The sequence below is a fragment of the Oryzomicrobium sp. genome, assembly GCF_021287045.1.
In the GTDB taxonomy this organism is placed as follows: Bacteria; Pseudomonadota; Gammaproteobacteria; order Burkholderiales; family Rhodocyclaceae; genus Oryzomicrobium.
Genome location: NZ_JAJTBG010000015.1, coordinates 44,504 through 65,359 on the forward strand (window position 1 = coordinate 44,504; position 20,856 = coordinate 65,359).

The 20,856-nt window shown below is 67.1% G+C and carries 12 protein-coding genes; 3 read left to right on the top strand and 9 right to left on the bottom strand.

Annotated elements, in window-relative coordinates; all coding sequences use genetic code 11:
- Positions 1-2 precede the first annotated feature (2 nt).
- Positions 3-677 carry a response regulator transcription factor gene (locus tag LWW89_RS15075; RefSeq protein WP_293265617.1) on the bottom strand — a complete coding sequence of 225 codons (675 nt, stop codon included), beginning with the start codon at positions 675-677 and terminating at the stop codon, positions 3-5.
- A gap of 199 nt (positions 678-876) precedes the next feature.
- On the opposite strand from LWW89_RS15075, the gene LWW89_RS15080 reads away from it, so the two are divergent.
- The 3 genes from LWW89_RS15080 to LWW89_RS15090 are packed head-to-tail and all read left to right on the top strand — an operon-like array spanning position 877 to position 6,474.
- The gene (locus LWW89_RS15080) at positions 877-2,199 is read left to right on the top strand and encodes a TolC family protein (RefSeq protein WP_293265619.1); all 1,323 of its coding nucleotides are present in this window, start codon (positions 877-879) and stop codon (positions 2,197-2,199) included.
- A gap of 23 nt (positions 2,200-2,222) precedes the next feature.
- The gene (locus tag LWW89_RS15085) at positions 2,223-3,377 is read left to right on the top strand and encodes an efflux RND transporter periplasmic adaptor subunit (protein WP_293265621.1); all 1,155 of its coding nucleotides are present in this window, start codon (positions 2,223-2,225) and stop codon (positions 3,375-3,377) included.
- A gap of 22 nt (positions 3,378-3,399) precedes the next feature.
- A complete protein-coding gene (locus LWW89_RS15090) occupies positions 3,400-6,474 on the top strand; it encodes a CusA/CzcA family heavy metal efflux RND transporter (RefSeq protein ID WP_293265623.1) in 3,075 nt (1,024 codons plus the stop codon).
- 216 nt (positions 6,475-6,690) lie between these two features.
- On the opposite strand, the gene mgtA is transcribed toward LWW89_RS15090, so the two are convergent.
- The 8 genes from mgtA to LWW89_RS15130 all read right to left on the bottom strand — a co-directional run bounded on the left by mgtA (position 6,691) and on the right by LWW89_RS15130 (position 20,735).
- Positions 6,691-9,456 (bottom strand): magnesium-translocating P-type ATPase, encoded by a 2,766-nt coding sequence (gene mgtA / locus LWW89_RS15095; RefSeq protein ID WP_293265625.1) that lies wholly within the window; start codon positions 9,454-9,456, stop codon positions 6,691-6,693.
- Positions 9,457-9,620: 164 nt separating this feature from the next.
- Entirely contained in the window at positions 9,621-10,967 is a 1,347-nt protein-coding gene (locus tag LWW89_RS15100) for a TolC family protein (protein WP_293265627.1), read from the bottom strand.
- A 12-nt stretch (positions 10,968-10,979) separates the two neighbouring features.
- A complete protein-coding gene (locus tag LWW89_RS15105; protein WP_293265629.1) occupies positions 10,980-14,093 on the bottom strand; it encodes a CusA/CzcA family heavy metal efflux RND transporter in 3,114 nt (1,037 codons plus the stop codon).
- Positions 14,086-15,204, bottom strand: coding sequence for an efflux RND transporter periplasmic adaptor subunit (locus LWW89_RS15110; protein ID WP_293265631.1), 1,119 nt, complete (start codon positions 15,202-15,204; stop codon positions 14,086-14,088). The genes LWW89_RS15105 and LWW89_RS15110 overlap by 8 nt, the downstream gene beginning before the upstream one ends.
- 205 nt (positions 15,205-15,409) lie before the next feature.
- Complete coding sequence (locus tag LWW89_RS15115) at positions 15,410-15,769, bottom strand: hypothetical protein (RefSeq protein ID WP_293265633.1); 360 nt, start codon at positions 15,767-15,769, stop codon at positions 15,410-15,412.
- A 12-nt stretch (positions 15,770-15,781) separates the two neighbouring features.
- Positions 15,782-16,486: an MgtC/SapB family protein gene (locus tag LWW89_RS15120; RefSeq protein ID WP_293265634.1), complete on the bottom strand. Its 705-nt coding sequence runs from the start codon at positions 16,484-16,486 to the stop codon at positions 15,782-15,784.
- A 604-nt stretch (positions 16,487-17,090) separates the two neighbouring features.
- Positions 17,091-17,612, bottom strand: coding sequence for a prepilin-type N-terminal cleavage/methylation domain-containing protein (locus LWW89_RS15125; protein WP_293265635.1), 522 nt, complete (start codon positions 17,610-17,612; stop codon positions 17,091-17,093).
- 228 nt (positions 17,613-17,840) lie between these two features.
- Positions 17,841-20,735 (bottom strand): adenosylcobalamin-dependent ribonucleoside-diphosphate reductase, encoded by a 2,895-nt coding sequence (locus tag LWW89_RS15130; RefSeq protein WP_293265636.1) that lies wholly within the window; start codon positions 20,733-20,735, stop codon positions 17,841-17,843.
- Between the last annotated feature and the right edge of the window lie 121 nt (positions 20,736-20,856).

The window sequence follows — 20,856 nt, forward strand, 5'->3', positions numbered from 1 at the left end:
GGTCAGCCGAGGGCGGGTTCGTCGAGGCGGTAGCCGATGCCGCGCACGGTGCGGATCTGGAGGTTGCCCGGGGCGAGCTTGGTGCGCAGCCGAGAGATGTAGACCTCGATGGCGTTGGGCGTCAGGTCCCCCTCCCAGCCACCGATGGACTGGATCAGCCGGTCCTTGCTGACCACGTTGGGGGCTTGCAGCAGCAAGGCTTCGAGGATCGACCATTCGCGCCCGGGCAGGTCCAGGGGGGCACCCAGGAGCAGGGCGGTGTGCCGCGCCGTGTCGAGCTGGAGCCCGCCCCAGGCGAGCACGGCGCTGGACAGGGAATGGCTGCGCCGCACCAGGGCGCGCACCCGGGCGATCAGCTCGGGCAGGCGGAAGGGCTTGGTCATGTAGTCGTCGGCGCCCACGTCCAGGCCGTCCACGCAGTCGGTCAGGGTATCCCGGGCGGTGAGGATCAGCAGGGGCAGGCCGAGGCCGCGCTGGCGCAGGCGGCGGATCAGGGTCAGGCCATCCATGCGCGGCAGGCCCAGGTCCACGATGGCCAGGTCGAAGGCTTCCTCGGCCAGGGACAGCTCGGCCTGTTCGCCCGTCGTCACGTGATCCACCGTCATGTTGATGTGGGACAGGCCCTGCCGGATGCCCTCGGCCACCAGGGGGTCGTCTTCCACCACCAGAACGCGCATCGCTCGATTTCCTTCTTGTTGGCGGGGGGACATTAGACCACGCCATTTTCCATTAACCTGACGATTGACTGACGTTTCGCCGACGTTTGCCGCGCAATTATGGAAAAACAGCACCATCGTGGTGCGTTTTTGGCCAGGCGACAGGTTTCCGCAAGGTTCCCCTACCTAGAATGCAGGTCGTTTCCGTTTCGAGGTCGCCATGCCCTCCCTCGCATCCCTGTTCGCTTCTCCCGCCCTGGCTGCGGCGGGGCGCTTCTCGCGGCGCTTCGCCCTGCTTGCCCTGGCGGCGGGCCCGGCCCTGGCGGCCGCCCCCGCCCCGGTCACCCTGGACGACCTGATCGACGTCCTGCGCCAGCAGAACCCCCAGATCGAGCAACTGCGCCAGCTCCAAGTGGCCGCCCAGGCCGCCGTGCCCCAGGCCCTGGCCAGCGCCAACCCGCAGGTCGGCTTCATCCAGAACCCCATTCCCTCCAGCCCGTTCCGCTTCGGTGCCTCGGAAGGCTTCAGCTACACCCTGACCCAGCCCTTCCAGTTTCCGGGCAAGAAGCGTCTGGCCGCCGACATCGCCCAGGACCAGGCGGACATCGCCGGCACCCAGGTGGATGCCCTGCGCGTCCAGCTGATCGGCCAGCTGCGCGCCACCTTCTATCAATTGCTCGCCCTGCGCCACCAGGAACGCATCAACGCCGAGAACATCCAGCGCCTGGAGCAGATCAAGAAGATCAGCAAGATCCGCTACGCCAACAACGCGGCAGCCTACGTCGATTATTTGAACGCCCAGGTGGCCCAGAGCAGCGCCGAGAACGACCTGTTCGCCCTGCGCCGCCAGATCGAGACCACCCGCCAGACCCTCAACGCCCTGGTGGGCCGCGACCCGGCCACGCCCCTGGAAGTGCGCGGCGAGATTCCCGCCCTGGCTTCCAGCATCCGGACCCTGGGTGAGTTCAACGACCTGGCCTTGCGCCTCAATCCCCAATTGCGCGGTTCCGAACTACAGATCAAGGCGGCGGAGAAGGGCGTGGAATACGCCAAGAAGGCCTACCTGCCCGACTTCCAGATCATTGCCACGGCGATCAGCAACAAGCCGCCCTGGGGGGCTTCCACCGATACCTACGGCATGGAATTCGACGTGATCCTGCCCACCTGGTTCTTCCAGAAGGAAAAGGCCGGGGTGGACCAGGCCCGGGCCAACCTGATCGCCTCCCGCGCCAACGACACCGCCAACCGCCAGCAGATCCTGCTCGGCGTGGCTTCGGCCTACAACACCCTGGAGCAGGCGCGCCAGCAGGTGGCGTTCCTGCGCGACCGCCAACTACCCCAGGCTCAGGCGGCCTGGCGCCTGGCCATCCAGAACTACGCCAACAACGGCCAGGCCTTTTCCGACCTGCTGCTCGCCCAGGTGAACCTGCGCAGCGCCGAACTCGGCCTGCTCCAGGCCGAGAGCGCCGCCGTGCAATCCTGGGCCAGCCTGGTGGCGGCCGTGGGCGCCGAAGCCGACAGTTTCGAGCTTGTCTCGCACTAAAAAACCTGATTAGGACGAATCCCGTGAAACCCGCTCAGATCCTGGTTCCCCTCGTATTCCTCGGCGTCGGCTCCGCCGCCGGCTGGATGCTGGCCCAGCGCGACGAGGCCCCCGCCGCTCCTGCCGCCGGCGCCCCGGCTGCCGCCGCCAACACCGCGAAGGCCGCCAATCCGGCCGGCGCCCGCCCCGCTGCATCCCGCGACATCGTCGAAGCGCCCAAGGGCGGCTTCGACCCGGCTTTCGTCAAGGTGGCCGCCGCGACGAAGGCCCGGGTGCCGGACGGCACCCCCATCTCCGGCAAGCTGGCCTTCGACGCCGAGCACCTGCACCTGGTGTCGTCCCGCGTGGCGGGCCGGCTCGATCGCATCCTGGTGTTCGAAGGCGCCAAGGTGGGGGCCGGCCAGCCCTTGGCCGAGCTGTACAGCCCGGACTGGATTTCGGCCCAGAACGAGTTGCTGCTCGCCCGCAACACCCTGCGCACCCTGGCCTCCGCCGGCCAGCCCGACCTGCTGGAAGACGCCAAGGCCACCGAGCAGTCGGCGCGCAACCGCATGAAGGTGCTGGGGGCTTCCGACGGCGACATCGCCCAGGTGGCCAAGACCGGGGTGGTGAGCAACTACCTGACCCTGCGGGCGCCGATCGCCGGCACCGTGACCAAGCGCAACATGGACCCGGGCGCCTTCCTCAACGTGGGCGACAACTTCATGACCGTTTCCGACACCAGCCACGTCTGGTTCGTCGGCAACATCTACGAGCAGGACTACGCCCGCATCAAGATCGGCCAGACCCTGGAATTGCAGGCGCCGGCGCTGCCGGGCCGCACCTTCCGCGGCACGGTCAACTTCATCGGCACCAACCTGGACCCGGTGACCCACACCTTGCCGATCCGCTGCACCGTGCCCAACGGGGACGGCACCCTGCGGCCCGAGCTGTTCGTCTCGGCCACCCTGGTGACCGGCGAGAAGGACGTGGTGGTGGTGCCCAAGGCGGCGGTGGTGACCGCCCGCCAGGCGTCCTACGTGTTCGTCGAGGAAACCCAGGGGCGCTTCCGCCGCGTGGCGGTGACCGCCTCGCCCTTGCCGGACGGCCGCATGGCCGTCGCCAGCGGCCTCAAGGGCGACGAGCAGGTGGTGGTGGAAGGGGCGACCCTGATCAACGAAATCATGGCGCGCCAGTGAGCGCCGCAACGGAACCCGTCCGATGAGTTCTGCCAGCTCCTTCATCCACGGCGTCCTCAAGCGCCGTGCGATCATCCTCGCCCTTTCCCTGGGCCTATTGCTGCTGGGCGCCTTCTCGTTCAAGCAGCTGCCGATCGAACCCTACCCGAACATCTCGCCCCTCAACGTCCAGATCATTTCCCAGTGGGCCGGGCGCAGCACCCTGGAGGTGGAGCGCCAGCTGACCATCCCCATCGAAACGGCCCTGGCCGGGGTGCCGGAGGTCAAGTCGTTCCGCTCCGTATCCCTGTTCGGCCTGTCGGTGGTGACCTTGCAGTTCCGCGAGGGGGCCGACGCCTTCAAGGCGCGCCACGACGTCCAGCTCTACCTGACCAACGCCAACCTGCCGCAGAACGTGCAGCCGTCCCTGAGCCCGGACGCCGACGCCCTGGGCGAGGTGATGCGCTACCGGGTGGAGAGCGACCGGCACGACCTGATCACCATCAAGGCCTACCAGGACTGGGAAATCTACAAGCTGCTCAAGACCGTGCCCGGCGTGGCCGACATCACCGGCTTCGGCGGCATGGTCAAGCAGTACCAGGTCCAGCCGATTCCGGCCAAGCTGCTGGCCTACGATGTGTCCCTGCCCCAGCTGGTGACCGCCCTGACCAACGCCAACGCCAACGTGGGCGGCGACACCCTGGCCGCCGGCGAGCAGCGCTACGTGGTGCGCGGCGTCGGCCTGATCCGCTCCCTGGAGGACATCCGCAACATCGTGGTGGCGGTGAACCAGGGGGTGCCGGTGCGGGTCGGCGATGTGTCCAACGTCACCCTGGGCTACGCCCCCCGCCTCGGCCAGGTGCAGTACAACGACCGGGACGAGACGGTGGAAGGCATCGTCCTGATGCGCCGCGGCGGCAACGCCACCGAGATGCTCGACAAGGTGCGCACCCGCATCAGCGAGATCAACCAGAGCGGCCAGTTGCCCGAAGGCATGAAGATGGTGCCGTTCTACGACCGGCAGAACCTGCTCGACCTGACCACCCACACGGTCAAGCACGCCCTGTTCTTCGGCATCACCCTGGTGCTGGTGGTGCTGTACACCTTCCTCGGCAACTTCCGCGCGGCGATCCTGGTGGCGGCGGTGATTCCCCTGGCCCTGTGCGTGTCCTTCGTCGGCATGCACCTGTTCAAGGTACCGGCCAACCTGATCTCCCTGGGAGCCATCGACTTCGGCCTGATCGTGGATGCGGCGGTGATCGTCATCGAGAACATCATGCGCAAGCTGGAGGAGGGCGAGACCCACCTGTGGCCGGCGATCATCACCGCCACCGCCGAAGTGCAGCGGGCCATGATCTTCTCCACCGGCATCATCATCACCGCCTACTCGCCCCTGTTCATCATGGGGGGGGTGGAAGGCAAGATCTTCCATCCCATGGCCATGACCATGGGCCTGGCGCTGATGGCCTCCATCGTGCTGTCCCTGACCTTCATTCCGGCGGCCGGCTCGTTCATGTTCAAGGGCGGGGTCAAGCCCCATGCCCCCCGCTTCGTCGGCTGGATTCTCAAGGTCTACGAACCGCTCCTGGTGAAGCTGCTCGACCGGCCCAAGACCGTCCTGTCGGTGGCCCTGGTGGCCTTCGCCCTGGCGGTGCTGAGCGCCATCAAGCTGGGTACCAGCTTCCTGCCGACCCTGGAAGAGAACAACCTGTGGATCCGGGTGACCCTGCCCAACACGGTGGACCTGAGCTACTCGTCCCAGGTGGCCAAGAACATCCGTTCGTTCATCTACCAGCAGCCCGAGGTGCAGAACGTCACCGTGCAGATCGGCCGGCCCGACGACGGCACCGATTCCACCGGCGTGTTCAACCTGGAGTTCGCCACCTTCTTCAAGCATCCGGACACCTGGCCCGCCGGCGAAACCCGGGAGGACATCATCAAGCGCCTGGAAAGCGAGTTGAAGCGCATCCCGGGCATCGAATACAACTTCTCCCAGTACATCCAGGACAACGTGGCCGAGGCCATTTCCGGGGTGAAGGGCGAGAACTCGGTGAAGATCTTCGGCGACGACCTGGTGCAACTGGAGCAGAAGGCCATCCAGGTCCAGGGCATCCTGCGCAGCATCCAGGGCGTGGCCGACGTGGGCATCTTCCGCGAGCTGGGCCAGCCCACCCTGAACGTGGCGGTGGACCGGGCGGCGGCAGCCCGCTTCGGCCTCAACGTGGCCGACATCGAGTCCCTGGTGACCAACGCCATCGGCGGGGCGCCCGCCACCTCCATCCTGGAAGGTGAGCGCAGCTTCGACCTGGCGGTGCGCTTCCCCGAAGTGAACCGGAACACGGTGGACAAGATCGGCAACATGCTGGTGGATACCCCGGACAGCCAGCGCATTCCCCTGTCCATGGTGGCCAAGGTGGAGATCGCCGACGGCCCCTTCTTCATCTACCGTGAAGGCGCCCTACGCTACATCGCCATCAAGTTCGGCGTGCGCGAGCGCGACCTGGGCTCGGCGGTGGCGGAGGCCCAGCAGCGGGTGAACGCCGAGGTCGAGCTGCCCCGAGGCTACCGGGTCAAATGGGACGGCCAGTTCAACCAGATGAAGGAAGCCCAGCAGAAGCTGGCGGTGATCATCCCGCTCACCCTGCTGACCATCTTCCTGCTGCTCTACACCACCTTCGGCAATGCCCGGGACGCCGGCCTGGTGCTGCTCAACGTGCCGTTCGCGGCCATCGGCGGCATCGCCGCCCTGCATCTGGCCGGGGAGGACCTGTCGATCTCGGCCGGCATCGGCTTCCTGTCCCTGTTCGGTATCGCTATCCAGGACGGGGTGATCCTCATCTCCTACGTCAAGAAGCTCTACGACGAGAAGGCCGGCACCTTGCGCGACGCGGTGATCCAGGGCGCCTCCCTGCGGCTGCGGCCGGTGCTGATGACGGCGCTGCTGGCGGGCCTGGGCCTGCTGCCGGCGGCCCTGTCCCACGCCATCGGCTCCCAGGCCCAGCGGCCCCTGGCCCTGGTCATCGTCGGCGGCATGATCACCACCACCCTGCTTACCCTGCTGGTGCTGCCGGTGGTGTTCTACCGCACCCACGAACGGCGCGCCAAACCCCGGGATTGATCCCGGCGGGCTGCGGCCCGGACTCTGCCCGAGCAGACGAAACGCCCTCTTCGGAGGGCGTTTTCGTTTGCTGCTTTCGTTTCGTCGTGGCCGGGAGACTGGAAGGTTGGGGCGGGAGCGTTGCGGGGCTCTGCAAAGGCCGACGCCCTCCGGCAGGGGAGGGCGTCGGGGGTGGGGCGGTGGAGGCGGCGGGCCGCCGTGGGATCGCCTACCAGGTCACTGCCAGCCGTAGCGGCGGGTGTAGAAGCCCTTCATGGCCTGGGTCAGCACCATGTAGCCGAGCAGGATCGCCAGCAGGAAGGGGAAGTAGCCGGCGGGCAGGGGCTGGAACTTGAAGTAGTCGGCCAGGGGCCCCATCGGAATGAACAGGCCGACGGCCATGATGAGGATCGTGGCGCTCATCAGGGGCCAGGAGGCGCGGCTTTGCAGGAAGGGGATGCGCGGGGTGCGGATCATGTGCACGATCAGGGTCTGGGTGAGCAGGCCGACTACGAACCAGCCGGACTGGAACAGGCTCTGGGCGGCCACCGTGTCGGCCTTGAAGACGTACCACATGACGGCGAAGGTGGTGATGTCGAAGATCGAGCTGATCGGGCCGAAGAACAGCATGAAGCGGCCCAGTTCCCCAGCCTGCCAGCGCTGGGGCGAGCGCAGCATGTCGTCGTCCACGTTGTCGAAGGGGATGGCGATCTGGGAGATGTCGTAGAGCAGGTTCTGCACCAGCAGCTGCATCGGCAGCATGGGCAAAAAGGGCAGGAAAGCGCTCGCCACCAGCACCGAGAAGACGTTGCCGAAGTTGGAGCTGGCGGTCATCTTGATGTACTTGAGCATGTTGGCGAAGGTGCGCCGCCCTTCCTGCACTCCCTCTTCAAGCACCATCAGGCTCTTTTCCAGCAGGATGATGTCGGCGGCTTCCTTGGCGATGTCCACCGCCGTGTCCACCGAGATGCCGATGTCGGCGGAGCGCAGCGCCGCCGCGTCGTTGATGCCGTCGCCCATGAAGCCCACCACGTGGCCGTTGGCCTTGAGCTGACGGACGATGCGGTCCTTGTGGGCCGGGGTCAGCTTGGCGAAGACATTGTTGCGCTCCACCGTCTCGGCCAGGGTAGCGTCGCTCATGGTCTCGATCTGGGTGCCCAGCACCACGCCGCTCATGTCCAGGCCCACCTCGCGGCAGATCTTGGTGGTGACCAGCTCGTTGTCGCCGGTGAGGATCTTCACCGCCACGCCGTGGTCGTTGAGGGCCTGGATGGCCGGGGCCGAGGTTTCCTTGGGGGGGTCCAGGAAGGCCACGTAGCCCACCAGGGTCAGTTCCTTCTCGTCGGCCACGCCGTAGGTGTCCTGGGTCGGCGGCAGCTCGCGGCAGGCCACCGCCACCACGCGCAGGCCTTCCCGGTTGAGGGCTGCGGTCACGTCGCGGATTTCGGCCAGCAGGGCGTCCCCCAAGGGCGCCTCGGTCTCGCCCTGGCGCACGTGGCTGCACACCGAAAGGATTTCCTCCACGGCACCCTTGCAGATCAGCAGGTGGTGCTGCTCCTGTTCGGCCACCACCACCGACATGCGCCGCCGGGTGAAATCGAAGGGAATCTCGTCCACCTTGCGGAAGGCGGTGGCCACCTGCAGGTTCCGGTGCACCTCGGCGTGCTCCAGTACCGCCACGTCGAGCAGGTTCTTCAGGCCGGTCTGGTAGTAGCTGTTCAGGTAGGCCAGCTCCAGCACGTCGTCGGAGGGCTCGCCGAAGACGTCGGTGTGGCGTTCGAGGAAGATCTTGTCCTGGGTCAGGGTGCCCGTCTTGTCGGTGCACAGCACGTCCATGGCGCCGAAGTTCTGGATGGCGTCGAGGCGCTTGACGATCACCTTCTTGCGCGACAGCACCACCGCCCCCTTGGCCAGGGTCGAGGTGACGATCATCGGCAGCATTTCCGGGGTCAGCCCCACGGCGATGGACAGGGCGAAGAGGAAGGCTTCCAGCCAGTCGCCCTTGGTCAGGCCGTTGATGAACAGCACCAGGGGCGCCATCACGAACATGAAGCGGATCAGCAGCCAGCTCACCTTGTTGACCCCGGCCTGGAAGGCGGTGGTCACCCGGTCGCCGCCGGTGACCCGCTGGGCCAGGGCGCCGAAATAGGTCTTGCCGCCGGTGGACACCACCACGGCGGTGGCCACCCCGCTCACCACGTTGGTGCCCATGAACAGGATGTTGTCCAGCTCCAGGGGGTTGGCCTGGCTTTCATCGCGCAGCTGAGCGAACTTTTCCACCGGCAGGGATTCGCCGGTCATGGCCGACTGGCTGACGAACAGGTCCTTGGCGGTGAGAATGCGCAGGTCGGCGGGGATCATGTCGCCGGCCGAGAGCAGCACCAGGTCGCCGGGCACCAGCTCGCTCAGGGGAATCTCCCGGCGCCAGGCCGGGCGGGTGTGGATTTCCACCCCGTAGTAGCGGCGGAAGAGGGGAGCGGCCTCCTCGCTGATGTCGCGGCGAATCACCGTGGCCGTGTTGCTCACCATCTCCTTGAGCTTGTCGGCGGCCCGGTTGGACTTGCCTTCCTGCCAGAAGCGGATGAGGGTGGAGAGGGCCACCATGGCGGCGATCACCACCGCCGCCTTCATGTCCTCGGTGACGTAGGAAATGCCGGCCAGCAGGGTGAGCAGCAGGTTGAAGGGGTTCTTGTAGCAGTGCCACAGGTGGTGCCACCAGGGCAGGGGCTTTTCGTGCTCGACCTCGTTGGGGCCGACCCGCTCGCGGATCGCTTCGGCCTGGCTCTCGGTCAGGCCGTCGGTGTGGGAATCGAGCTGGGCCAGCAACTCGGGCACCGCCTTGCGGGCGGCGGCCACCAGGTCCTGGGCCAGGGACGGGGGCATTTCCCGGCTGATGCCGGTGCCGGTGAGCCCCTCCAGCAGCGCCTGGCGGCGGAAGTGGCGGGTGATGGCGCGGGTGCGCACGAAGCCGGCGAAGAATTCTTTGACGATGGAGAGATTCATCGGGGGATCTCCTGGGCCAGCCCCCGGCGCCGGCGGGATGTGCTACGCCGGGGGCATGGATAGCGATGGATTGTCGGGCATAAAGCGGAAACGGGTGAATCCGGTGCGGATGGAGCGAACGGTTGGCCGGGGACGGGACCGGTGGGCCCTGCCCCCGGCGGGGCTTACAGCGTCGGGCGCAGGCCCAGGCTAAGTTGCAGTTGCACCGTGGCGGTGGCCAGGTCGGCGTTGGCTTGCAGGTAGGCCAGGTAGGTGTCGTCGGCGTCGCGCTGGGCGTTCAGCAGTTCGAGCAGGGAGGCGGCACCGCGCCGGTAGGCCTGGCGCATGCCGTCCAGCACCCGGTCCGCGTCCAGCAGCACCGATTCCCGGTAGCGGCGCACGTTTTCCCGGGCAGCGACGAACTGGCCGTAGGTGGCACGCACGTCGCTCTCGGCCTTGAGTTCCACCGAGCGCAAGGTGAGCATGGCCTGGGTCACCGCCGATTCGGCCTGGATCAGCTCGCCCTTTTGCAGACGCGACACCGGGATGGGCAGCGTGACGGTCAGGGACAGGGTCTTGGACTTTTCCGCCGGCGAGTTGATCACGTCGCCCTCGGGACCGTAGATGGGATTGACCCGGGGCGTCTGCGAAATGCCGACGTTGAAGGTCGGGTCCACCCAGCGGTTGGCGTGGGCCAGCTGGGCCTGGTCCCGGGCGTTCTCCAGGGCGGCCTGGGCCACCAGCACGTCGTCGCGCTGCTTGAGGGCCTGGGCCACCAGGGCTTCCGGGTCGCCGGCAGGCGTGTAGGCCTTGAATTCGCAGTCCAGGGACGCCTCGGGGAAGAGATCGGAGTAGCGCCGGCCCAGGGGTACCGACAGGTTGATCAGGGCCGTCTGGGCGGCAGCCCGGGCCGAGGTCACGTCGGCGGTGAAGCGGTCCCGTTCGACCCGGGACTGGGCCAGTTCCAGCCCGCCGATGTCGCCGGCCTTCTTGCGCCGCTCGTTCATGCGCACCACGTCGGACAGGGCCTGAAGCGAATCCTCCTGCCGGACCAGGGCCTGGTTGGCACGGCAGGCCTCGGCGAAGGATGAGGCGGCGTCGTTGAACAGCTGGCGGCGGAAGCTTTCCACCGTGGCCTCGGTGAGCCGCACGTTGCTCTGGGCGGCGCGGATGCGCCGGTCGCGCTTGCCGCCGGTCTCGATGGTCAGGGCCAGGCCCGCGGTCATGGAGTTGGCGGCGTTGGGCTTGTTTGGGGTGTACAGCTCCTTGGAGGCCAGGCCGTAGGTGAGCTGGGGGTCCGGACGCACGCCGGCGATGGATACGCCGGCCTGGGCGCTGGTGATGGTTTCGCGCTGGGCCGCCAGGTCCAGGCTATGGTTTTCCACCGCTTCCAGATAGCGGGCGAAGGGGGTGCGGGCAGCGGCGGTGGCGGTCTGGGCGCCGGCCGTCCCCGGCCCGAAGGCCAGGGGGAGCAGCAGCGCCAGGGCGGTCAGGCGGGGGGCGGCGCCCGCGATGTCGTACAGCATCTTCATGTTGTTGTTCTCCTATAGCGCCATGTCCGGGGCGGCCTGCTTGGCGGCAAGGCGCTGGGCGCGGCGTTCGGCGAATTCTTCGATGACCCGGTAGAGGGCGGGTAGCAGCAGCAGGGTCAGGGCGGTGGCGGTGACCAGGCCGCCCACCACCACGGTGGCCAGGGGGCGCTGCACGTCGCTGCCCAGGCCGGTGGCGAGCATGGCCGGGGTGAGGCCCAGGGCGGCCACGGTGGCGGTCATCAGCACCGGCCGCATCCGGCTGCGGGCGCCTTCGAGCACGGCTTCACGCAGGGGCTTGCCTTCTTCCGAGCGCAGCCGGTTGATCTGGGCCAGCATCAGCACGCCGTTGAGCACCGCCACGCCGAACAGGGCGATGAAGCCCACGGCGCTGGACACCGACAGGGTCATGCCGCGCAGGTGCAGGGCGGCCAGGCCCCCCAGGGTGGCCAGGGGCACTACCAGCAGCACCAGGGCGGGCTGGCGCATGTTGCGGAACTCGGCGAAGAGCAGCACGAACATGATGGCCAGGGTCATGGGCAGGATCACCGCCAGGCGCGCCTCGGCCCGTTCCAGGTTCTCGAACTGGCCGCCCCAGCTGATCTGGTAGCGCAGGTGGTCGTACTTCACGTCCCGTTCGATGGCCTTCTGGGCGTCCGCCAGGAAGGAGGCCAGGTCCCGGCCCCGGGTGTTGAGCTTGACCGTCAGGTGGCGCCGGGCGCTTTCCCGGGTGATGGTGCTCTCGCCGCTGCTGGTCTGGACCCGGGCCACCTCGGAGAGGGGGATCTTGGCGCCGGTGGGGCTGGTGAGCATCAATCCGGCCACCGCTTCCGGGCTGTTGCGTACGGATTCGGGGAAGCGGATGGCGAGGTCGTAGCTCTTCTCGCCGACGAACACCTGGCCGATGGGGGTGCCGCCAATGCCGGTGGAGATCAGGTCGGCCACGTCGCCGGCGTTGAGGCCGTAGCGGGCGGCGGCGGCCCGGTCCAGGTCCACGCGCAGGTTGGGCAGGGGCGGTTCCTGGTCGATGGCCACGTCGGCGGAACCCGGGACCTTGCCCAGGGTGGCCACCACGTCGCCGGCGATGCGCCGCATTTCGTTGAAGTCGTCGCCGAAGATCTTCACCACCAGGTCGCTGTGGGCCCCCGAGAGCTTGTCCTGCACCCCGTCGATCATGGGCTGCATGAAGCCCACCATGAAGCCGGGCAACTGGCGGTAGCGGGCGTCGAGCTTGGCGATCAGCTCCTGCTTGGTCATGCCCGATTTCCAGGTGCGGTAGGGGTGGAGCCCGACGCTGACCTCGATGTGGGAAGGCGTCCACGGGTCGGTGCCGTCGTCGTTGCGGCCGAGCTGGGTGACGATGTAGGCGACCTCGGGGAACTCCCGGGTGGCGGCGCGCAGCTCGCTGGCCATTTCGCTGGCCTTGTTCAGGGTGATGCCCGGGGGCAGGGTCACCTGGAGCCAGATCGAGCCTTCATCCAGATAGGGCAGGAAGTCGCGGCCGATGGTCGCCCCCAGTCCCACCACCCCCGCCAGGGCCACCAGGGCCACGGCGATGGCCAGCCGGGCGTGGGTGACCATGTGGTTGAGCCAGTGGCTGTAGCGGACGGCCAGCCATTCCAGGGCCTTGTTATGGAAGATGCGCCGGGGCTTGCGGAAGGCCAGGTAGGCCAGGCCCGGGATCAGGGTCAGGGCGGTGATCAGGGCGCCGATCAGGGCCGCGCCGACGGCGTAAGCCATGGGCGAGAACAGCTTGTACTCGATGCGCTGGAAGGCGAACAGGGGCAGGTAGGCGGCGATGATCACCAGCATGCCGAAGAAGATCGGCCGGGCTACCTGGAGGGTGGCGTCGATGGCGTCCCGGGGCGTTAGCGCCCGGTTTTCCTCCTCCTCGCGCCGGCGCAGGATGTTTTCCACCAGCACCACGGCCCCGTCCACCAGGATGCCGAAGTCGATGGCCCCCAGGGACAGCAGGTTCGCCGGAATCTTGAAATGGTGCATGAAGATGAAGGCGATCAGCAGCGACAGGGGGATGGTCAGCGCCACGATCAGGGCCGCCCGGGGGCTGCCGAGGAACAGCAGCAGCACCACGGTCACCAGGATCATGCCCTCGGTGAGGGTCATGCTCACGGTGTGCATGGTGGCGTCGATCAGAGTGGTGCGGTCCAGGTAGGGGACCAGCTTCACGTCCTTGGGCAGCAGGTTGTCGTTGAGGTCGCGCACCGCCTCGTGGATGCCGTCCAGGGCCATGGAGGCGTTGGTGTCCTTGAGCAGCAGGACGATGCCAGAGAGGGTGTCGGGCACATCGTCCTTGCCCAGGATGCCGCGCCGCTCCACGTTGCCGTAGCGCACCGTGCCCAGGTCCTTGACCAGCACCGGGGTGCCGTTCTTGGCGGTGACCACCACGTTGCCCATGTCGTCCAGGGAGCGGATCAGGCCCACGCCACGGATCACGTAGCCCTGTTCGCCCCGGTTCATCAGGCTGCCGCCGGCGTTGGCGTTGTTGGCGTTGATGGCGTCCTTCACCTGGCCCAGGGTCAGGTTGTACTGCACCAGGCGGGCCGGGTTGAGTTCGAGCATGAACTGGGTGGTGAGACCGCCGAAGTTGGTGACGTCGACAATGCCGTTCACCTTCTTGAGCCGCGGGATCACGGTCCAGAATTGAAGCTCGGACAGCTCGCGCAGATCGCGGGTGGGGGATTCCAGGGTGTAGCGGAAAATCTCGCCGATGGGCGAGGTGTAGGGGTCCAGGCCGGGCTGGGCGCCGTAGGGCAGGGCCACCTCCTGCATGCGTTCCTGAAGGCGCTGGCGGGACCAGTAGCCTTCGACGCCGTCCTGGAACACCACGGTGATGATCGACAGGCCGAAGGTGCTGCGGGAGCGCAGCACGTGCATCCCGGGAGTGCCGAGCAGGGCGCGCTCCAGGGGGATGGTGATCTGCTGCTCCACCTCTTCGGCGGCCAGGCCGGGCACCTGGGTGATGATCTGGGAGGTGACGTCGGCGATGTCCGGATAGGCTTCCACCGGCAGGCTCTTCCAGCTGTGCCAGCCGTACAGGGCCACCAGCACGAACACCAGCCAGAGGATGCCGCGGCGCTGGAAGCAGAGGGAAACGAGGCGCTCAATCATTGAGAAGCACTCCTTCCTTCACGACGATGCGCTCGCCGGCCTTGAGGCCGCCGGTCACTTCCACCTGGTCGCCCAGGGTGGCGCCCACGGTGACGTTGCGGGCCCGGTAGACGAAGGGGGCGGTTTCCACGAACACCCGGGTGTACAGGCCGCTCTGCACCAGGGCGGTGGCTGGAATGACGGTGGCGCGGCGCTTCTCGCCGGACAGGGTGACCTTGGCGAACATGCCCGGACGCAGTCGGCCGTCCTGGTTGTCGATGGCGACGCGGACCTTCACGGTGCGGGTGTCCGGGTCGAGCAGCTCGCCCACGTAACGCACCCGGCCGCGCAGGGTCAGCTCGTCGAAGGCGTTGAGGCGGATCTCCACCGGCTGGCCGACGAACACGCCGCCCAGGTCGCGCTCGGAGACGTTGGCCACCAGCCACACCGTGGACAGGTCGGCCACGGTCATGATCGAGGCGTTGGTGTCGTTCCAGTAACCGCCCTGGGCGCCGTTCAGTTCCACCACCCGACCGGCGATGGGCGAGCGCATGGCGTATTCGCGGCCGGCGGGGGAGGAGGCCACGGCCCCCAGCTGGGTCAGGCGGGCGTGGGTGGCCTGGGCGTCGCTCTCGGCCTGGCGCAGGCCGGTTTCGGCCGTCTCGTAGTCCTTGCGCGAGATGATGTCGGCGTCGAACAGTTCCTTCTGGCGCTCAAAGTCGCGGCGGGCCTGGATCAAGGCCAGCTGGGCCTTGCTGGCGTCGTTGCGGGCCGAGCTGAGGTCGGACGAATCCAGGGTGAACAGCACGTCGCCCACCTTGACGCCGTCGCCCAGCACCTTGTTCAGGCGGGTGATGCGGCCGGCCAGGGGCGGCACGACCTTGATGAACTTGGCCGGATCGGCCTCGATGGTGCCGGGGGCAGCGATGGGACGTTCCACGTCCCGGTCTTCCACGGCGGCCACCTTGATGGTGGTGCGCAGGGGGGAGCTTTCGGGGACCTTCACCTGGGGGCCGTCATGCTGGACGGCGGCGGGGGGCTGGGCGGGGGCATCGGCCTTGCCGCAGCCGCTCAGGGCGACACAACTGGAGGCGGCCAGGGCCAGGGCCAGGGGAAGAGTGGCGGTACGCAATGTTTTCTCCTGAGTTCTTATCGGTGTTGCCGGTCGTGGATCGTTTATGACGCGATTGTTGCAGCTGTACGTTACGAACGCTCGACGACCTGCCAAGCGGGAAAAAAGGTGCGCCGGTCCGACATCGGTCGGGCGGCGGTCCGACGCACCCGTCGAGGGCTAGGGTCGGGGTCCATGGCGGGTCCTTTGTCGTGACGCCGGCCGGTCAGTGGCAGCGGCAGGCGAAAGTGGCGGAAGGCACGGTTTCCCAACGCACCGAGCGCACCGGGGGAATCAGGCCGATTTCCTGCACCAGGCGCACCAGGATGCCGCGGCGCTCCACGGGACAGGACACCAGCACGCGCATCAGGCGGGCGTCCATGCCGGCGTTGGCGTTGTGGGTGGCGATCTCGGCCGGGGGCAGCCCGGTGTCGTCCAGGGTCAGGCGCACCAGCTGTTCCACCCGATCCTGGACGGATTCGGGGCAGAGCACGGTGATCACGTAGGGCCGGGCGGGAGGCACGGCGGGCAGGGTGCGGGCGGCGGCGCGGCCGCCGGCGAAGGGGATCCAGGAAGCGAAAGCCATGGCGTGTCCTCCTTATTCCGGAGTGCCGTTGAGGGTGGCCCAGCGGATGGCCGAGACGCTCTTTTCCAGGCTGACCCGGCTGACGATCTGCTCCAGCAGGCCGTGGTTGCCCGAGGTGGCGAGCAGGTCCGCCTGGACGTCGATCTTGCCGATGCGGCTGGAATCCTCGCTGTGCAGCGACTGGAGCACCAGAGCGGGCATGGCCCCGAGCATGTGCAGCATCAGGCTGCGCACATGCACTTCCTCGGTGGCGTCGCAGGTGGCGACGATGCGATAGGGCTGTTCGACCTCGATGCCGGCGGCGGCCGCCTGGCGGTTGAGGCGCTGGCCCATGCCGCGCAGCAGGTAGTTGGCACCGATGATGAAGGCGGTGCCGATGGCCGCCTCCAGGGCATGGCCGATGCCCGCCAGCAGGCCCACGGCGGCTGAGCACCACAGGGTCGCGGCGGTGTTGAGGCCGCGCACGTTCATGCCTTCGCGCATGATCACCCCGGCGCCGAGGAAGCCGATGCCGGACACCACCTGGGCGGCGATGCGCTCTTTGTCCTGAGCTTCGGGGGAAAGGATGGACACCGCCACGAACAGGGCGGAACCGGCGGAAACCAGGGCATTCGTGCGCAGTCCCGCCATGCGTTGGCGCAGCTGCCGCTCGGTGCCGATGAGGGCGCCCAGGGCCAGCGCGACCAGCACGCGCATTGCAAAATCAAACCAGATCATCACCGTCTCCCGTGGGTACGAGGAACAACGGTGAGCCTTGAACGAAGCCGTGAACGGGCGCGCCGCGCCAATTCAAGCGGATTCAGGACTGCAGAAGGATCGGGGTGGCGGAGGGGAACTGCATTTCCGCCCAATGACGCCGCGTCGGGAGACGCGACAAGGGAATGGAATTCGCGCGTCTCTTAGCGGTGGTCGTCGTTGCACGATCGACTACTGTCACTAGAACAAGAGCCCACGTCGAAACTCCATGAAGTTGAAAACGGCGCGATTTTCGGCGTCGCTTCAGGCCTTGTCAAGACGGAAAGTATTAAACAAATGTGACATTTTGATGATGTCGGTTTGTGCGCTGCCGCAAGACCCCGGGGGGCCTGGGAAAATTCCCGAAAGTGGCTTGAAAAGCCAGGGTTTTATTGTTTTTCAGGCTTGCGGAAGAAGTCTGACGCGAGACTGATTGTGCGGTGCGGTGCGGTGCGGTGCGGTGCGGTGCGGTGCGGTGCGGTGCGGTGCGGCGTCGCGAGCGGCACCGACAAGGCGCGCTTTCCCGAGCGCGGGGGCGCCACCCGGCCAAGGCCGGCGGTTGGCCGGGGCGAACGATCGTGCGGCGCTAGCAGCCGCTGGTGTTGACCGTCACCACCGGCGTGCCCGATCCGTTATATGTGTATTGGACGGAGCACTGGGCGGGATCGGGAGCGCTTTCGATCCGCCAGCCGGCATCGCCGCCGGGAATTTGGCCGTTTCCGTAGCCATAGAAAGTGAAGTTCCCGTAGGGCACTGCCGCCGCCGAGAGGTAGCAGCCGCCTCCTGGCGCCGTGAACCCCTGCTGGCTGACGCCGATGCCATCGCACCATCGGTCCGGATAACCGTTCCAGATGCGCATTGGCGTTCCGCCGATGGTGATCCAGGTGATATCAATTTGTTCGCCCGGCGTGCCGGTACCGCTGACGCCGGTCATGGCGGCGACCAGGTTCAAGGCGCTGCTCACCGAGCCCCCCAGGCCCTGGATCGCCGCCGTCCGCGCCGATGAGCCGAGGTTGATGAAGCGGGGAAGGGCGGTGGCCGCCAGGATTCCGAGGATGACCACGACGACGATAAGCTCAACCAGTGTGAATCCGCGGTTTCTGCGCATGGGGGACCTTCAGGGGCGACGCGGGAGATCTCGATGACGGGTGGCAATTTTAACTGCAATGCCCCACGGAAACTTCATGTTGAATTTTCATGTCATGAAAACGTGCCCTTCCTGTACCGGGCGAAACCCTTGGCGGGCCCGAAAACGCAACAGCCGCGGAAGTTTCCTTCTGCGGCTGTTGCGCCGTCGGCCCCGAGGGGCCGACCGGGATGGTCGGGGGCTGGGCGTTTAGCCGCAGGAACCCACGGCGCCGCAGGCGGTGCAGAAGTCGCAGCCGTCCTTGCGGATCACGGTGTAGTTGCCGCAGTCGCCGCACAGCTTGCCCTGCATGGTCCGGGGCGAGGTGCCGTCCTCGGCGCTTTCCAGGATGCCCATCTGCTGCAGCGGCAGACCGTTCTCGTCCAGGATGCCGAGCATGGCGTAGCGGTGGATCACCAGCTGGGCCAGGTAGGCGACGGTGGAAGGGTAGGTCTGTTGCTTGCGTGAGCCGGGCACGAAGGCCATGAAGTCGCCCAGGGGCTCCGGGTAGTCGAGCAGCTTGCGCAGCTTCATGCCGATCCAGGCCGGGTCGAGGACGCGCATATCCAGGGACAGCATCTTGCACAGGCCGTCCAGGGAGCGCGGGTAGTTGCCCGACAGCCACATGGAGTAGGGGCGGGTGACGCCGTCGGGCAGGGTGATTTCCTTCAGACCCAGGACGAAGTCCTCGCCGGTGGCCGGGTTGAACACGTCCACGGTCCAGGACAGGGTGCCGTCGGTGCCGGTCTTGGGCTCCTTCAGGCTGAACATGGCGTCCAGCACCGGGGACGGGCCGTCCTGGCCGAGCCAGCCGAGTTGCTCGATGCGGTAGCGCATCAGCTGGGCCATAGCGGACACCACCGAGGGCATGCGCTTCTGTTCGCCGTGGGGCGGGAAGGGCATGTCGAAGGATTCGCCGGAGGGCGTCTTGGCCAGGGTGTCGAGCTTGAGTTGCAGCCAGGCCCGGTCGTTGGCGCGCATGTCCATCGACAAGGTCTTGGCCACGGCGCCCAGACCGCGGGGCTGGGCCGGACCGTTGACCCACACCTCGAAGGGCCAGGCCTTGCCTTCCTGCTCGACGTGGCCGATGAACAGGGCGAACTTGCCCAGGGGCGATTCGAGCATGTAGGTCCAGGCCAGGTTACCTTCCGGAATGCTCGGACGGCTCGGCCATTGCAGGCTGGACAGCACCGGGGCGGGCAGGGACTTGATCGAGAGGCGGCGGTTGGCGTCGGAGACGAAGTCCTGGGGATTGGCCTTGTCGTCGCCGGGCTGGGCTGTGGGGGTGGAGGGCTCCACCGACAGCACCGAGCCGAGCACGCTGTTCGGGCGGTAGGTGGCCAGACCCTTCAGGCCGGACTTCCAGGCATCCATGTAGAGGTTCTGGAATTCGGCGTAGGGGTAGTCGGCCGGCACGTTCACCGTCTTGGAGATGGCGGTGTCGATGTAGGGGGCGACGGCGGCGACCATGTCCTTGTGCGCCTGGGCGGACAGTTCCAGGGCGGTGACGAAGTACTCGGGCAGCTTCTCCACGTTGCCGCCCAGGTGCTTGTACAGGCGCCAGGCGTAGTCCTCGACCGCGTACTCCTTGAGGGTGCCGTCGGGCATGCGCTTCTTGCGGTTGTAGGTCCAGGAGAAGGGCGGCTCGATGCCGTTCGAGGCGTTGTCGGCGAAGGCCAGGGAGATGGTGCCGGTGGGGGCGATCGACAGCAGGTGCGAATTACGCAGGCCGTGCTTGCGGATGGCCGCCTTGATGTCGTTGGGCAGGCGCGAGGCGAAGTTGCCGCCGGACAGGTATAGCTCGGCGTTGAACAGGGGGAAGGCGCCCCGTTCCTGGGCCATGTCCACCGAGGTCAGGTAGGCGGTGTCGCGCATGAACTCGGAGATGCGCGAGGCCATGGCCCGGGCTTCGGGCCGGTCGTAGCGCAGGCGCAGCATGGCCAGGGTGTCGCCCAGGCCGGTGAAGCCGAGGCCGATGCGGCGCTTGTTCATGGCTTCTTCGTGCTGGCGGGGCAGGGGCCAGTGGGTCACGTCGAGCACGTTGTCGAGCATGCGGGTGGACACCTTGACCACTTCGGCGAAGGCGTCGAAATCGAACTCGGCCTGCTCGGAGAAGGGGTGGCGCACGAACAGGGTCAGGTTGATCGAACCCAGGCAGCAGCAGCCGTAGGGGGGCAGGGGCTGTTCGGCGCAGGGGTTGGTGGCCTCAATCACTTCGCAGTAATTGAGGTTGTTGTCCCGGTTGATGCGGTCGAGGAACAAGATGCCCGGCTCGGCGTGGTCGTAGGTGGACTTCATCACCTGGTCCCACAGGTCCCGGGCGCGCACCTTGCGGTACACCCACAGACCGTCTTCGCGCTGGAAGGCGCCGGCGCGCTTCATGTCGGCGTTGGGTTCGGCGCGGTGGGTCAGCTCCACGTCCTTGTCTTCTTCCACCGCCTTCATGAACACGTCGGTGACGCCCACCGAAATGTTGAAATTGGTCAGGTCGCCGTGGTCCTTGGCGTGGATGAAGTCCTCGATGTCCGGATGGTCGCAGCGCAGCACGCCCATCTGGGCGCCGCGGCGGGCGCCGGCGGATTCGACGGTCTCGCAGGAGCGGTCGAACACGCGCATGTAGGAGACGGGGCCGGAGGCGCGGGACTGGGTGCCCTTCACCAGGGCGCCCACCGGGCGGATGCTGGAGAAGTCGTAGCCGACGCCGCCGCCGCGGCGCATGGTCTCGGCGGCCTGGGCCAGGGCGGTGTAGATGCCGGGACGGCCGTCAACGGTCTCGACGATGGAATCGCCCACGGGCTGGACGAAGCAGTTGATCAGGGTCGCTTGCAGGTCGGTACCGGCGGCGGAGTTGATGCGGCCGGCGGGGACGAAGCCGTTTTCCTGGGCCCAGAGGAATTTTTCCTCCCACTTGGCCCGTTCCTTTTCGGTCTCGACGGCGGCCAGTGCCCGGGCTACCCGGCGGCGCACGTCGTGGACGCTGATTTCCTTGCCCTTGGCGTATTTTTCGACCAGGACTTCGACGGAAATCTCCTGCTCGGGCAGGGGGCCCACTTCGGGGGCGTCGGGGATGGCGGTAAGCGACAGCTGTTCGGCAACCTTGCTCATGATTCGGCCTGTCTCCAGAAGGAATTGCGTAGATATTGAAGCTGTGAAAACTCAAAAAGCATGGACCCGCTGGGGGTCCGATTCGGCGCAAAATCTACTACATGTAGTGGTCAGCGGCAAC